We start from the raw sequence: 15966 nt of genomic DNA, 5'->3' as shown, positions 1-15966 counted from the left end.
GCGGCAATGCACCGGCTCTGGCAAGACGGCGAACGACCACAACGCCGCATGGCGCGGCGTATCGGCATGATATGAACATGCCAAGAGCCACGTTATGCCGTGCCTGCCCACAGCCCTGTCGAACCTGGCCGCGCGCGGTAGACTAGCCCCATAAATCGCACCCATTGCGCCGTTTGAGCTTCAATTTCACCGCGCTCCGGGCCATTGGCTGGCCATTCGAAGGCTGGCCGCCATCCGGCGACTGGAAGCCCGTCATCGCCGCGCATCCCGGAAGCCGTCCGGCGCGCGTGATCGAGCAGCATCGCTCCGGCTACATCGTTGCCGAGCACAGCGGTCGCGGGTTCCGTGTCGAATCGCTGCCCGAATGGCAACGACCGCGCCTGGCGCCGGACGCACGCCCCGCGGTGGGCGACTGGCTGCTGGTCGACGGCGAAGCCGAACACAACGCAAAAGCCGTGGCGCTGCTGCCGCGCCGCAGTACGGTCAAGCGCGCGGCGGCCGGTGAGCATTATGGTCAGCAGGTGATTGCCGCCAATATCGATACGGTATTCATCGTCTGCGGTCTGGACGGCGACTTCAACCCGCGCCGTATCGAGCGCTATCTGTTGTTGGTGCGCGGCGGCGCACAGCCGGTTGTCGTGCTGACCAAGGCCGATACCCAGGACGGCGTGGACGGTGCGAACACCACACGGGCACGCGCGTTGGCCCGCGAACTCGAAGCCCAGGGCGTGCCCGTTTATGCCGTCAACGCCAGACAACGCGACAGCGTGGCCGTATTGCAGCGTTGGCTTACGGCGGGACAAACGGCCGTGGTCGTGGGCAGTTCCGGCGCCGGCAAGTCCACGCTGACCAACACGTTGCTCGAACGCGAATACATGAAGACCGGCACGGTCCGGGCGCGTGATGCCCGGGGTCGCCATACCACGACGCACCGCGCGTTGATCGCCCTGCCTTCGGGCGGCTGCCTGATCGACACGCCGGGGATGCGTGAACTCAAGCCGACCGGCGACGAAGACCTCGCCGAAACCAGCTTCGCCGACTTGAACGCACTGGCCGAGCAGTGCCGGTTCCGAAATTGCCAGCACCAGCAGGAACCCGGCTGCGCTCTGCGTGCGGCAGTGGTCGCCGGCACCATCGACCCGGCCCGCCTGGAAAACTATCTAAAGCTGCACGGCGAGATCACCGGCGCCGCCGACCGGCAATCGCGCCAGGCCAGCACCCAAGCCAAGAGCCAGTCCAGGCCCGCGAAACGACGGCCCAAATCCGCCCCCCGGCGACGTTGATCGCGGTCGGCGCCTCCGGAAACCGCTTCGAATGCGTTGCGCGGCCACGGGCTTTTCGCGGCTTCAGGATCTGTAGACAGGGGCCCCGGACAGGATGCATGCCGCTGCAGTCCGGCTGATCGAGCCGCGGATGTCACCGATGGCACGTTTTTGAAGACACACGCCGGCGCTATTCCCCGACCAATCCATTCATTGCCAGAGCGGGTCACCCGGGCCCGCCCGCTTCTGCGGCATGAGCGGCGAAAACCGCGCTTGTGCCAACGTGAGCGCCATGGCCGCGCACGGCACGATAACTTCCACGTTCAGCGCGCGGCGCCGGCACAAACGCCCGCAAGGAATTCCAGCGGATTGCCATCGCCGGCGCGCAGCCGGCCCGGGAAGCCATCCTCCCGGCACTCGGGACAATCGCCGTCGGCCGTTTCCCCATAATCGCCGGTCCAGGCGCAGTCCAGACAGAACAGGACCTCGTCGGCCGCGCGGTCTGCATGTCCGGCAGCAACCGCCTGTCGGGCATAGCGATTCATCAGCCCGACAGCACGGCGCCGCGCCATCAACCCATGACTCGGCCGCAACATCTCGATGGCGCGCGCGAGCGGGCTTTGCGTGCTCAGCCGTCCGTTACGCTGCAGCAGGGCGAAATCGACACAACAACAGGCCAGTTCACGCTGGATGAGTTCGCTCGCCCGACGTTCACCCTCAGTCTGCCCGAGGCATTCACGATCGCCTGGGTGCTCTGTATTTTCGATTGTCACGACGGTCCCTCGAGTTGCACCGCGATAACGGACCTGTTCCGGCGTATCCACCATTTGCGGTTATCCCGCGTCGCGGCGATATTTCCAGCGGCACCGGCATCGGTGCCCGCAGGCGCACAATGGCAGACTAGATCAACAATGTTGGCCAATTATTAGCGCCCATTGCCATAACACGCCACGCCACGCTGCCACCCGCTTAACGGCACGGTCACATGTGGCTCGGCCGGCGGCCAGCGCCATTCCCGTGTGATGCGGCCACGGGCGCCACGCCAACTCACCGCCGCTCACCGGATATTGGTCGTTTTCAGCGTCAGCCGCTATGGTAACGGCAATTGGTTAAATTTTCGCCTCCTCGTGAATAAAGTCTTGTTCGGATGCAAGCCCGTATACCGGCTGCAACCGATATCAGGCAGCGCGACCGATATATTTAGCCAGTAAGTCGGGGCCGGGAAATGAATCATCCAGACCTATGGCATTTCGAGCCAGCGCTCGATCGCGCGACCCACCGCTGGGATGGCGATGAAGTCCGGTTCACGCGCGCCGAACGGGCACTGCTCGGGGTATTTTTTTCCCGACCGGGTTCGGTGCTGGCTCGCGATACCCTGCTCGATGCAATCTCCGGCCTGGAGTGCGAGGCTACCGACCGTAGTGTCGATTTCATCGTCCACTGCCTGCGGAAAAAACTCGCCGACTCGGCGCGCGACCCACTGTATATCGCCACCCGGTACGGCGAAGGCTACGTATGGATCGGCCCGTCGGCGCCGGCCGAACGCCCTGCCGCCGGCGCATTCATCGTTGTCGGCCCGGTGCATGGGCTGAAGTTCGCCGAAAACCTGAACGACCGGGGCTGGGCCTTCGCGGTAGCACTCGCCCACCGCCTTGACCGACTGACCCCGGATGAGCGCGCCGTAGTCCTGGATGCGGACTGCCCGAGTGGCGAACAATTCAGCGGCGACCCGCCACGTTTCGCTGTCGACCTGAGCTTCGTGAAAACCACCGCACGGGGGCTGGACTGCGTGTACCGCCTGCGGTCGTTCGGCACGCCGGTGCCGATCGCAGCCGATCGTCTGACGATCACGCCCGATTGGAGCGGTATCGAAGCCATCGAAGCCCGCGCGGCGCAACTGGCCATACGGATCACCGGCGCGATATGGGCCAGTCTGCAGGTCGGCGGGCCAGGGCCTGCCTGTTCGGCATTGGGGCCATTACCGGTCAGCCTGCATGCCGCCTCGCGGGTCATGGCGGTCGGCTGCGAAACCTGGGAAGACGCCGCCCGGCGACTGCGGCGACGGCTGCGCGAGAACCCGGCGGACCACGCCGCACGGATTGCGCTGGCGACGACGCTGCACAGCCGGTACGTCCTGGCCGGTGTCGACCTGTTGATGACGGCCGACGAACGCGACGAAAACGACGCCGAGATCCAGAGCCTGGTCAACCAGGCCCTGCCCCATTTAGCGGCCGACGCCAGCCACACCTTCACCGCGGCCAAGCTGCTTTACTTTGCGGATAAGAACAACCGCGAACAGGCACTGTCGATCGCCGCCCGTGCGCTCGAAACCACGGCCGCGCTCGCGGCCGGCTTCACGGTATGGGCGCAACTGCAGATGTGGGAGGGCGAACTCGACCGCGCGCTGCAGTTCTATGATCAGGCCCTGGAACTGAGCGATCACGGCACCAGCTTTCATATCTATCTGCTGGTACTCAAGAGCCAGGCCGCGATGGCGCTGGACCCGGGCGGTGCCGCAGTGGTCGACGAGCTGAACAGCGTGAAACCGGCCACCCGCGACGAGCTGGGGCTGTTCCTCGCACCCACCGCGCGCATCGACTTGAGTCCACAGATCGAGGCCACCATGGCGGCGATGGATCGAGACCGCGCCCGGGCTTCACTACGCTTCATGCACTATGTCACCGCGCGTCACTTCCGCGACCCGGCTCACCGCCGGCATGTCATGCGCCGTCCGGTGGCACTCCTTGTCCCACGCTTTGGCAGCGACATCGTCCCTGCGGACATTCGCGACGACACATCGCTGGCTGGCCCGCCCGGCCCCGGAACACCTTGAGCCCGTTGCAATCGTTTGTATTGACACGGCCGCCGGCAGCCGCGGCAACTCATGGCCCGGGCCGCCACGGTGCGTGGCACCATCCCGATGAGGACGTTAGCCGCGGCTGCTCACACCAAGCCGAAGCGCTGGAGTCCGACCTATCCCACGGTCCGCTGGATGGTTCGCAGTCGCAGGCAGCCAATATTCGCGACCACGGCCCGACCGAATGGGCGGAAAACCAGTCCGTCAACTCGATACCGACCTTCTCGCACCCCGGTCGCCCAATCGAAAAGCTTCCGGAACGATATACCAATCCACCGCCATCACGCCGCAACCCTTGTTCCGAACCGGTCCCTGATTAGCTGCGACACGCAGCGGGCTGATTATTAATCCGGCACCAAAACCGCTGACTTCATCAGCTGTTTTCAACGCCTTCAAAAATAAAAGCCGGCACCTGTCCCTCCTTTATTTTCCAAGGCTTCGCGACGACCGTCGAAACGCGGCCGCGCATCGATGGCGATGCCGTCCTGAATTCATTGGTTGTCGCGCGCGTACCGTGCGGGCGATATGCCGACATGGCGCGTAAAGGCGACGCTGAAGGTGCTGGCCGAGCTGTAGCCCACGCGCTCGGCAACCTGGGCGATGCGGCTATTGTTGCTGCCCAGCATCTGCCGGGCGAGCGCCATGCGCCACGCCAGCAGATACGCCATCGGAGCAAGCCCCACCGTCCGACGAAAGCGCTCGAAAAACGCCGAACGCGACAGCGCGGCCTGACTGGCCAGCTCGGCGACCGTCCAGGCGCGTCTGGGTTCGGCGTGCATGGCACGTATCGCGCCGGCCAGGCGAGCATCCGCGAGCCCGACCGCCAGACCCGGCGCAGCGGCCGTTTCGCCTGTGCCGCGCAGGGCTTCGATCAGCAGCACTTCGAGCAGCCGCGACAGCACCATGGCGCGCGCCGGCCGATCGGCGCGCGACTCCTCGCCCACGAGCTTGACCAGCATCGCGAGCCGCCGCTGCCCACGCACGTGCACGCGTTGCGGCAACAACGAAACCAGTAGTGCCGCATCCGGCGATTCAAAATCGCAATGGCCGAGCAGCAGGCGCAGATCGGGTGCCGCATCCGCCGCGCCAAGCCGGAATATCCCTTCGTCGAGCGCCACCGGCGAGTTCGTGCCATCGAGTAGCGGCGGCGGCTGGCTGGACGCGACGATGTCGCGCGCCGATGGCGCCAGCAGGAAATCGCCGGCCATGAGATGAATCGGCGCCCCGCTGTCGGGCGAAGCCAGACATTCGCCTTCCAGCACAACGCAATAGAACAGATCGCCCGGATCGCTGCGATGCACGCGCCACGGTCCGGCGCCTACGATCAACTTGGAAAACCGCATGCTGGGCTGCAGCAGCGATACCACCTCGGCCAGGGGATCGATCAAGACCGGACGCTCGCGAATGAAATTCGGATTCTGGATTGTAGCGAGTGCGGACGGTCGCGCCTATCGTGAGCCACTCAGCGTTTGACTTGCAGGAGTTCTCATGAAGACGGTTCTGATCACCGGTTGCTCGTCCGGTTTCGGCCTCGAAACCGCGCGTTATTTTCTCGACCGCGACTGGCACGTCATCGCCACCATGCGCACGCCGCGCGCCGAGGTGCTGCCGACATCCCCGCGCCTGCAGGTTCTCGCGCTCGACGTCACCGATCCAGCCAGCGTAGCCGCGGCCGTCGAGGCCGCCGGTGCGATCGACGTGCTGGTCAACAACGCCGGCGTGGGCGCGGCCGCGCCGTTCGAGTTGACCGAGCCGGCCCTGGCGCGGGCGTTGTTCGAAACCAACACCATCGGCGCCATGGCGATGTGCCAGGCCCTGCTGCCGCAGTTCCGCGCGCGGGGTGCCGGCACTATCGTCAACGTCACCTCGACCGTGACCCTCAAGGCGCTGCCGCTGCTGTCCCTGTATACGGCCAGCAAGGCGGCCGTGAATGCGTTCACGGCCTGCATGGCCATCGAACTGGCACCGTTCGGCATCGCGGTCCGAACCGTGCTCCCCGGCCGCTCGCCCGAGACGCGCTTCGGCGAGAACGCTCATCGCCAGGGGCTGGACAGCCCCGACTACGCCGACCTGATCCAGCGAGCGGTCGCCGAAATAACCGACGCCAGCGGCCCGGTAACCCATGCCGCGGATGTAGCCGAGGCGGTATGGCGAGCGGCGACCGACCCGGCCGCCCCGTCGCGTATACCCGCAGGCAGAGATGCCGTCGAATTGGCCCGGGAGACAGGTATCTCAGCCCCCTAACGAAGACAGTTCGATTCAGGCACGGCCCGCGCAGTCGGCCGTGTTGCGCGGGCCTCGCCCGCCTCCCATGCGGCCGCATGACCGTCGCGGCATGCGGCCCTGGCGCACTATCGCGTTCGCAGGCCGCCCTCATCCATGGTCGGTCGTGCACATCGGTTGGTCGCGAGCGCGCATTACAGCGTTGCCCGCCACGGCATGAATGGGATTCTCGGCAACGCCGGCGCCCGGAATTCAGGATGTGCGGCACGGCCCCCGTCTTTTACCGCGCGCCCGCCCCCGGGGCCCGACATCGGGATATCCCCAAATACCGGAACCCCACGCGGCGGCCGAACGGAGCGCGGCGCTGCCATCCCGAAATATCTTAAAGATCGTAAAGCCGATGCCGATAATCGGCTGTGGGACGGTTTTATCCGGTCGATCGTGCCTTGCCCGGTGCCTTGGCGCCGGGCAGTGTTCGGGAGGAGGGTCGGTGCAATCGGCCGGGGCAATTCAATTCATTACAGGTAACCTGCCGTGTTGGATATTAGAAAAAGCATAAAAGCCAAGCTCGGCTTGGGATTCGGCCTGACATTCGTGCTGGTCGCGGTACTTGGCGCGGTGTCGATTTGGTCGGTCCAGAGCTTGAGCACCAGTCTCGACAATATCTATGCGAAGAATTTCCAGGGCGTGAGTGCAATCACCGACGCCACTGACCTGCTCAAGGAACTGGATCAGGACCACAAGGCGCAGCTGCGCTCCGTAGCCGCGGGCAGCATCGAACAATTGGCCCACCAGATGACCGCAATCCACGACCGGCTGGATAAGGCGTGGACAGCCTACTATCCGGCGCTGGTCGCCTCGCCGGACCAGGCCCGGATCGCGAAGGCCGCCAATGCGACGTACCAGACCGCCGACGCGCAGATGAAGAAATTCGTGTCGTTGGCCAATAACAACAACGCCATCGGCGCGTCGGTGCTGTATTCGAGCAAGCTCGGCAAAACACTCGACAGCCTGCAGAAAAACCTGCATCAACTGCGCAGTAGTCAGATGGCCACGGCCTCGCAGGTCTACGGTCGCGCCCACCGGTCCGCGGTGCAGGCACGCTATTTCGGTATCGGCGTCACCGCGTTCGTACTGGTCGCGGTGCTGCTGACCGCGCTTCTGCTGGGCCGCATGATCCTGCGCCCGCTGGGCGCTGCCCGCGGTTTCGTCTCCGCGATCGCACAGGGCTATCTGGGCACGCGCATGCACAACCCGTACCGGGACGAGTTCGGCGCCATGATCGACGGTATCGAAGCCATGCGGGAACGCCTGCGCGATGTGGTCGAAGACGTGCACACCAGCGCCGATGCGGTGGCCATGGGCACGGGCGAGATCGCGGCCGGCAACGACGAACTGAGCAATCGCACGCAGGAACAGGCGGCCAGCCTCGAACAGACCGCCGCTTCAATGGAACAGATGACCTCGACGGTCAAGCAGAACGCCGATAACGCCGCCCAGGCCGATCAGCTCGCCCGGGACGTGAGCCATCAGGCCGGGGACGGCCAGAAGGTTGCGGCGAACGCCGTGCAATCCATGCACGATATCGAAGAATCCAGCCGGAAGATCAGCGAAATTGTCGGCCTGATCGACGAAATCGCCTTCCAGACCAATCTGCTGGCGCTCAACGCCTCGGTCGAGGCCGCCCGGGCCGGCGAACAGGGCCGCGGCTTTGCCGTGGTCGCGTCCGAGGTCCGCACACTTGCCAGTCGCAGCGCCCAGGCGGCCAAGGACATCAAAACCCTGGTTGAAGACAGCACGCAGAAAGTGGCTGGCGGTTCCGAACAGGTCGAACGCTCCGGCCAAGTGCTGGAAGACATCGTGGCCAGTATTCACAAGGTGAGTCATATCGTTGCCGAGATCGCGACCGCGAGCCAGGAGCAATCGAGCGGGATCGAACAAGTCAACCTTGCCATCTCGCAGATGGACGGCGTCACCCAGCAAAACGCTTCGCTGGTCGAGGAATCGGCGGCGGCGAGTCGCTCGCTGGAAGAACAGGCACAAGCGCTCAAGACCCGGGTCGCCTTCTTCAAGCTGCACGCGGCCGAAGCGGATGACGCAGCGCGCGCGCCGGATGCGGCGGCCCCGGCGCAGACGCCGGTGCAGGGATCGGCGCCGCATGCCACAGCAGCCACGCGCGATAACTCCGTGCCGGCGCCGGCGGTTAAAAGCCTGCCGGTATAAACGGCAGGCCAGCCATCGTAATACGGCGCGGACGGCGGGTTTATATCTTGGGGGCACCCCGCCGGCGCCTTGTGCGCATGATCAGTCGTGATGCGCCCGGCATCAGCCGTGGCTGCAGGCGGGCACCGCCTGTGCAGCCGATCTCCATGACGCCGCAGGGCAAGGTCGAAGAACAAAGCGCATGATTGATGCGATGCAGGCGCACAGCTGGCGCGCCCAGATCACGAGCCCGCGGCTACGAGCTGGCCACTGATGTAGACGATCAGGCGATCGAAGCTCGCCTTTTCGGCCGCACTCAGAAAGCCCTGCCGACGAATCAGGGACTGCGCGTTGTGCCAGACGCTATCGAGCTGCTGATTGAAACCGGCCGCCCGCGCCTTGCCGATGATGCCGCCGTGCCGGGCGGTCGAGATGGCGCTGCGCGTGGCGGCGATCCGGGCCTCGAGGGCTGCACGATCGGCTCGGTTGACGGCATAGCTCCCGTTGTCGACGTGCACCTCCAGCCCGGTGCCGCGCACCAGCCGCACGAGTGCGTCGATTGGCGTGTACCGGCCTTTCAGCGCCGACGTTTTCAGGTGGCCGTACCGGCCCAGATCGACCCGCACCGGACACCCGCTGGTGTGCGCGAACTGTTGCAATGCGCTATCCATCCGCTGCGCGGGAAAATCATAGCCGGCCGCATCGGGCTGGCACGCCGCCAGGGCCGGCATCGCCGCACTGGCCACCACAACGCTGACACCGATCAGAAAACGTCGCAAAAATGACATACAACCACCCGCGATTAAAAAGAAAATTGTAGCGCATGCCGATACCGGCACATGCGCCCGATACCGCCCTGCCCGCTTGTCCATTCCCGTTGCCGATGGGCAGCCTCAACAAGCGTCCGGCCGGGAGACCCGTTTTCATACACGCTGCGGGCCGGCCCCGTCTCAATTGACAGCCAGATAGGCCCGTTTCTTGAACATTGCTTGCGATACAATTCGCGCGGGCCGAGACGCGATCAACCGCCCAGGAATCAAACACAGGGATGCTGGCCGCCGCTTTTGCGGTTCGCACCGATATCCGGCACGCATGGTGCACTCGCGAATGCGCTTATCCGCTCTCGTCGACACGAGCCTCATCAACCTGCAAGTGCGGGTTCGCCCATGGGTATTTTTTCTCCTGCCGGCGATCCTGATATGGATCAGCGCCGACCTGAGCCGCTTTCTGAGCGTACCGAGCTCGGCCAATACGTCCGCAGTCTGGCCGCCGCTGGGTATCGCGCTGGCCGCTGCCTGGGTCTTTGGCCGGCGTTGGTTGATAGCCTATCCGCTGGTGGTCGGGGCCTGGTTTACCACGCACGGTTACGCGCCATCGATCTGTCTGTTGTTCATGGCCGAACAGGGCTTCGAATTGTTTGCCATGACCGAACTGCACCGGCGCCATGTCCGCGAGCGCGATTTTCTATCCTCTCTCGCTGGCGCCTTGCGTTTCTACGGATACGTCGCGGTGCTGGCGCTGCTGCCCGCGGCCGCCGCGCTGGCTTTTGCCTATCATCAGCTCGGCTATTTCGGCCAACAACCCTATCTCGGCGTATGGCTGTTTCAGTGGTTACCCGAGGCGATCGGCGTAATTCTGTTTGCGCCACCGATGCAGCGTTTTTTCGACTGGTGCCGAACGCCGGAGCGGCTGAACATCGACCCATGGGCGGCGCTGTTCGCGCTGCTGTTCGGCCTGGTGCTGCTGGCCAGCCTGGCGTTCGCGATACTCAACCGCTACAACTATGCCCGCGGCCTGGATTACCTGTTCTTCCCGCTGCTGATCGCGATGGCGCTCACCGGCTATGTGCGCAGCGCGCTGCTGGCCCTGCCGATCGCGGTGATCTGCACCCTGCTGGGGGTATATCTTGGCACCTGGACAACCAGCCACCAGGCATGGAATGCGCTGGGCGAAGGGCTTTCATTCGCCGGCGTGCTGGCCATCATGACCCAGCTTGTCATGGCGACGACCATCGAACGCACCGGGCTCATCGCGTCGCTGCGCAACGCCAATCACCATGACGCGCTGACCGGTGAACTCAACCGCGCCGGGCTGGTGGATTATGTCCGCCGCACCGATATCGCCGACACTCACCATTACATGTGCCTGACCCTGTGCCTGCGGGATTTTGTTTATTCCCGCGAGTTGTTGCCGGTGGCGCTGGTCGATGCCTGCGAGCGTTGGACACTGGCGATGCTGCGCGATGCCCTGATCCCGGTGGCCGAGTGGGCTGCGCTGGCGCGCCTGGACCAGGGAATCTATACCGCCGTGATCGCCTATACGGATATCCACGCGGTGGACTCGCGGGTGCGCCGGGTTGCGGCCGCGATCAAGGGCAGAATCTTCCGCTCCGAAGACTGGGAATATCAGGTCGACGTCACAATCGGAGGGCTGCCCTTTGCCAACAGCGACGCCATCGAGGATGTGATCACGGCCAGCCGTCACACGGCCACGGACATGACGCGCACGTCGGTGCAGACGGTTCATTTCGACGCCCACTACCAGGCGCAGCTGGCCGACCAGCGGGCCGAACTCAGGCAGCTGGAGCAGCTCAAGCGGGCCCTTGAAAACGATCGATTCCAGCTGTTCGGGCAGCAGATCCGGCCGATCGGCAACTGCGGCGCGCGCCATAAGATCGAACTCCTGCTACGCATGGTCGGACCTGACGGCGGCTGGATTTCACCCGGCCAGTTCATGCCGGTGGCGAACCGATTCGATTACATGGTGCCGCTTGATCGCTGGGTCATCCGCCAGGCGTTCACGGACATCGCCGCGCGGGCCGATCGGGCGACCCGTTACGATCAATTCAGTATCAATCTATCCGGATCGAGCCTGAGTCATTCGGAAACCAGCGCTTATGTCCGGAATGAACTCGAGCGTAGCGGCTTGCCCGCGTCGTTGTTCTGTTTCGAAGTCACCGAAACCGAAGCAATCCTTGATTGGGATGTCGCGCTGACGATCCTGGAGGAATTGAAAACGGCCGGGTTTGCGATCTCGCTCGACGACTTCGGTACCGGCCTGGCCACCTTCGACTATCTCAACCGGTTCGACTTCGACTACCTGAAAATCGACGGCAGCTTCATCCGCACGCTGGATACCAACGTCCGCAATCGCGAAGTGGTCGAAGCCATGGTGCTCGTCGCACGCCGACGCTCGATCCAAACGATCGCGGAATTTGTCGAAAACGACGCCATTGCAGCCCAGCTGCGGACACTCGATGTGGATTTCATGCAGGGCTTTGGCCTTCACCGGCCCGAGCCGCTCTCGGGTCTGCTGGCCTGAGCCGGCTGCCGGACTCGAATATCCGTCAGGCGACGAGGTGATCTTGCGGCCAAGGTCGCCGGCGCTTCGCTGAAGTCACCGATCGAAATGCCTTTGGCCCCCAGAGCCGGGCCGCCGCACCTCGATCGAGCACGTGCAGTGGCGGCGATACGGCGGCAACAGCCCCGAGCCGAGTGACCCCGCGGGACGGCGCCTGAGCGATCCGGGGTCCTGGCCCGGCGCGCCGCGCCGATCTTGCTACGGATCATGCGCGGGGTGGCAGCCGTTGCGCACTGCGGTGCGCCGGCCATCCGGCAACCGATGATCGGCATCGCCTTCTGCAAAAGCTTGCAACTCGGCTTCCCCCGCCGGTCGCAACAACCGGTCGCAACAAGTGGCGAGCGCCGCGCCGCAGGGCCGTGCGCAGCCCCGAACCCACGTGTCTCGTCCGTCGTCGAATCGTTAGCCATCACGTATACTTCGCCGCCGGCTGGTCGGCGGCCGTTACGCGCCAGCCGGATACGCCGCCTGTTGCAATCGCGCCTGCGCACTGCTGTCGAACTAACGCGGAACCATGGATAAAGGCTGGGCGCGGACTCAGCTACTCGAATTTTTGTCGCTGCCGCGCAGATTGGTACAACGTTCGGGCTAAACGGGGCCTGGCGTGCACAATTCCACGCATGGACGGGCCGCGTTCTGGTGCCCGTCAGGCGTCCGGGCTTATCGGGCCGGAAGCCGGCAACCGCAGCGGCCATGGGGCAGACGTTGCGCAAGCTTATTCGGGATCGGCCCGGTATCGGCTGGCCGACATTTTTAGAGCGACAAGAAAACGAGATATTCCGGCATGCGAATTGCCTTATACAGCGCTAATATTGATGCTGGCGGCGTCTGGTCGTTCACACGGGTGTTGGCAACCGCACTGGTTGCCCGTGGCTACACGGTCGATATGGTCGTGGCCCGCCTCGATCCGAGTCGGCTCGCGCTTGTGCCGCACGGGGTCCATACTTTTCCATTGACCAAGTCCTCGTCGGCCCGGGGGTTGGTCGATGCATTGCGTGCCTTTCCGAGGGACGCCGGGTGGCTGGCCCGGGCCTGTCTGGAGGGAAAAGGCGCGACGCGCCAGATACGCTCGGTAGCCAGCCTGACGCGATATCTGCAGCAGCGGCAGCCGGACGTACTGATCGCGAATCTGTGGCAATGCGCCGTGTCCGCTGTCCGTGCCCGGGCGCTCGCAAGCACGCATACCCGCATCGTCACCGTGGAACATTCGGACAGTTGGCACCGTCCTTGCCCGGGCGATGGCTCGCGTGCGGCCAGGCGATCGGTTACGGCCCGTATGGTGGGAAGGATTCATGCGCGTGCAGACGCGCGCGTCGCGGTTTCCGCGGCCTTGGCCCGGTCATTCGAAAAGGCCGTCGACCTGCCAATGCATGCGGTTCAGACCATCCATAATCCCGTGGTCGATTCGACCTTGCTGGACGGCATGCGCCGCCCGGTCGACCATCCCTGGTTCGGCGAGGCCGACACGCCGGTTATCGTGGCTGTCGGCCGGCTGCACCCGCAGAAGGGCTTCGATGTGCTCATCGATGCCTTCGCGTGCGTGCGTCGGCGACGAACCGTGCGGCTGGCGATTCTCGGCGATGGGGCCGAGCGCTCTCATCTTGAGGCCCGGGCCGCGCAGGCCGGGCTGGCCGACGATATCGCTTTCATGGGCTGGGTGGATCACCCGGCCGCCTTCATGGCCCGTAGCGCAATGCTCGTTTCGGCCTCGCGATTAGAAGGATTGCCTTATGCATTGATCGAAGCGCTGGCCAGCGGTTGCCCGGTGGTGGCCACGGATTGCCCGAGCGGACCGGCGGAGGTGCTCGGCCATGGCCGCTACGGTCGGCTGGTTGCCGTTGATGATATTGCCGGCCTGAGTGCCGCGATCGAACAGACACTGGATTCGCCCCCGGACAAGGCTCTGATGGAAAAGCGCGCGGCCGATTTTTCGGTGGAGAAATCGGTGGATCGGTACGAGACACTGATCTGCGGACTGTGGCCTCGCTACGATCGCCGATCGCCGCCAGCAGACGTCGTAGAGCGGAAAATACAATGAGCTGGTTTCGCAACCATCCGGACGCTGCCGTATCCGGGAAATCAGTGCTGCCGCCTGCGCCTGCCGAGACACTTGGCCAACGTGTCCCAGAGATGGTCGGTGTATTCGGATTATATCTGCTCGCCTTTTTCCAGATTGCGAACAAGACGACGGCGCTGGTGGGTCTGTTATTGATGCTGCTCGCCGCGATTGCCGGCTGGCGGCGGTTTCGAGCGACGCTGGCAGGCAGCGATGTGGCGTGGGCCACGCTCGTCTTGAGCTTTTATGTCGTGCTCCGAGCGGTGGTGGGCGCCTGGCAACAGCCGGCAATGGCAGACGCCAACTACCACAGTTTGACGGACTGGATGCTTTTACCGCTGTTCCCGCTGGTGGCCCTGTATAGTCGCGGCGACAGCCGACGTATACGACGGGTGCTGGCCGTGGCTATGGTGGGTTCGCTGCTGGGTATGGCACTTCGGTCCAACTGGCCGGCCATCGCGCAGGCCTGGCTGGACAGCGGCCGAGCGCACTGGGGCCTGCCATTCCTCTCGTCTGCACTTTATCTCGGCACCCTGTTGATCGGTTGGCTGGCCTTTGCCGGGCGGGTGATGTGGCCGGGTCGGTACAGGTGGCCACGGACAATAGCTTGGTTGGCCCTGGCCTCGATCATGGGCGAAATGCTGTTTTTGACCCAGTCGCGGGCAGTGCTGCTGTCGCTGGTTATCATTCTGCCCGGCATGGGGTTGATCAAGCTCTGGCGGACTGCGGATCCGGCGCAGCGCCGGCGCGGCCTGGGCATGGCCGTGGCCATCTTGATCGGCGTGGTCGCGCTGGCCATGGCGAATCGGGGGCCGATCGTCGCTCGCTTTCACAAGACCAGCGAAACAGTTCGGGCCATATCCAGTTTAAAAATCAATAAAGTCCCCAAAACCTCGCTCGGGCAACGCGTGCGGATCTATCGGTTCGGCAGCCGAATCTGGCTGGAACACCCGGTGTGGGGGTGGGGTCCCGGTTTCGAGGCCACGACCATGCGGCCCGACGCGCCGCGAACGCCTGACGCGGCCCACCGCTATTATGATCATCTGCATGACGGTTATCTGGAAACACTGGTCCGATTCGGCGTCGTTGGTTTCGGTTTGGCCGGATTGCTGGCGTTTTTCCTGATCCGCGGCCTATGGCGTGCCTGGCGGCGCGGCGATGTGCCCTTAGATATTGGCCTGTTCCTGATCTCTTCCGGCCTGCTCGCGGCGCTAACCAACGTAACGGATTTCCGTCTCACGCATAAACCTTATGCCTTCTACAGCATCCTGCTTATGGGATTGATGTACGGCTATACGCTGAAAAGTCTGAAACCGCAGCACGCGCCGCCGCCCGACCGATCTCACACCGCGACCGCTCCGGATTAGCGCATGGCAAGAGGCGGAGCGCGTGGGTCGAACACCCAATGAGCGGCGCCCTACCCGGACGCGCTCGCAGGAATCTCGGGCATCAGTTGGCGCCCAGCCCGCGTTCGGCGATCAGTTGGGCGGCTGACTCGGCTTCGCTATGCTGTGTGTGACAGGCCATTCGTTTTCTCCTTTCGTCGTTTGCGCGAACAAATCCAGCGACAGGATATCGGGTGGCCTGTCACCTTTCCGGCCCTGACCACATTACAGAAGTGATCATGCACTATTAACCCGGCACAAAAACAGATGATTTTTCGGATTAATAGCGCGAGCATGCGACCGCGTGCTCGCCGCGGCCATTGGCCGCGAAGCCTTTGAAAATAAAAGACGGATAGGCGCCGGCTTTTATTTTTGAAGGCGTTGAAAACAGCTGATCAAGTCAGCTGTTTTGATGCCGGGTTAATAACGGGCGTCTCCGCCGAGAGTGGAACGGATGTCACAGAGTGACGTTCCGAGCAATATGCCTCGCAAGTGCAGCCGTGTAGCACTGTTCGCCATGTGTCGGCTTTTCTTCCACTCAATACACGACAAACTTTGCCACTTAGTGCAGGCCTTTGTTTTTTCAGGCAAAAAAATATGGCCCACGGATTGCTTCATGTA

Annotated in this window: 10 protein-coding genes; 7 read left to right on the top strand and 3 right to left on the bottom strand. The window is 63.9% G+C overall.

All coding sequences use genetic code 11. The features are described 5' to 3' along the window. The first annotated feature begins 173 nt into the window (after positions 1-173). Positions 174-1283 carry a ribosome small subunit-dependent GTPase A gene (rsgA, locus tag ACS8YF_RS11140; RefSeq protein WP_440850294.1) on the top strand — a complete coding sequence of 370 codons (1110 nt, stop codon included), beginning with the start codon at positions 174-176 and terminating at the stop codon, positions 1281-1283. 302 nt (positions 1284-1585) lie between these two features. Here the strand turns inward: rsgA and ACS8YF_RS11135 are convergent, their stop codons facing one another. Further along, positions 1586-2089: a hypothetical protein gene (locus ACS8YF_RS11135; protein WP_440850293.1), complete on the bottom strand. Its 504-nt coding sequence runs from the start codon at positions 2087-2089 to the stop codon at positions 1586-1588. A gap of 398 nt (positions 2090-2487) precedes the next feature. Here ACS8YF_RS11135 and ACS8YF_RS11130 point away from each other — a divergent pair, with 398 nt between their 5' ends. After that, positions 2488-4095, top strand: coding sequence for a winged helix-turn-helix domain-containing protein (locus ACS8YF_RS11130; RefSeq protein WP_440850292.1), 1608 nt, complete (start codon positions 2488-2490; stop codon positions 4093-4095). Between the two features lie 515 nt (positions 4096-4610). Here ACS8YF_RS11130 and ACS8YF_RS11125 read toward each other — a convergent pair. After that, positions 4611-5507: an AraC family transcriptional regulator gene (locus ACS8YF_RS11125; protein WP_440850291.1), complete on the bottom strand. Its 897-nt coding sequence runs from the start codon at positions 5505-5507 to the stop codon at positions 4611-4613. A gap of 100 nt (positions 5508-5607) precedes the next feature. Here ACS8YF_RS11125 and ACS8YF_RS11120 point away from each other — a divergent pair, with 100 nt between their 5' ends. Together ACS8YF_RS11120 and ACS8YF_RS11115 are read left to right on the top strand one after the other, a co-directional pair. Beyond that, positions 5608-6363, top strand: a complete 756-nt coding sequence (locus ACS8YF_RS11120; protein ID WP_440850290.1) for an SDR family oxidoreductase — start codon at positions 5608-5610, stop codon at positions 6361-6363. Positions 6364-6876: 513 nt separating this feature from the next. Beyond that, complete coding sequence (locus tag ACS8YF_RS11115; RefSeq protein ID WP_440850289.1) at positions 6877-8565, top strand: methyl-accepting chemotaxis protein; 1689 nt, start codon at positions 6877-6879, stop codon at positions 8563-8565. Between the two features lie 221 nt (positions 8566-8786). Here ACS8YF_RS11115 and ACS8YF_RS11110 read toward each other — a convergent pair whose 3' ends face one another. Further along, positions 8787-9332 (bottom strand): hypothetical protein, encoded by a 546-nt coding sequence (locus tag ACS8YF_RS11110; RefSeq protein ID WP_440850288.1) that lies wholly within the window; start codon positions 9330-9332, stop codon positions 8787-8789. A 319-nt stretch (positions 9333-9651) separates the two neighbouring features. On the opposite strand from ACS8YF_RS11110, the gene ACS8YF_RS11105 reads away from it, so the two are divergent. From ACS8YF_RS11105 to ACS8YF_RS11095, 3 genes are all read left to right on the top strand, one after another. After that, positions 9652-11865, top strand: coding sequence for an EAL domain-containing protein (locus tag ACS8YF_RS11105; protein WP_440850287.1), 2214 nt, complete (start codon positions 9652-9654; stop codon positions 11863-11865). 823 nt (positions 11866-12688) lie between these two features. After that, positions 12689-13942 carry a glycosyltransferase gene (locus ACS8YF_RS11100; protein ID WP_440850286.1) on the top strand — a complete coding sequence of 418 codons (1254 nt, stop codon included), beginning with the start codon at positions 12689-12691 and terminating at the stop codon, positions 13940-13942. Then, entirely contained in the window at positions 13939-15327 is a 1389-nt protein-coding gene (locus ACS8YF_RS11095; protein ID WP_440850285.1) for an O-antigen ligase family protein, read from the top strand. The genes ACS8YF_RS11100 and ACS8YF_RS11095 overlap by 4 nt, the downstream gene beginning before the upstream one ends. Positions 15328-15966 lie beyond the last annotated feature (639 nt).

This window comes from Salinisphaera sp. SWV1, from assembly GCF_052044155.1.
GTDB lineage: Bacteria > Pseudomonadota > Gammaproteobacteria > Nevskiales > Salinisphaeraceae > Salinisphaera.
This window is presented reverse-complemented; position numbering and strand designations above follow the sequence as displayed.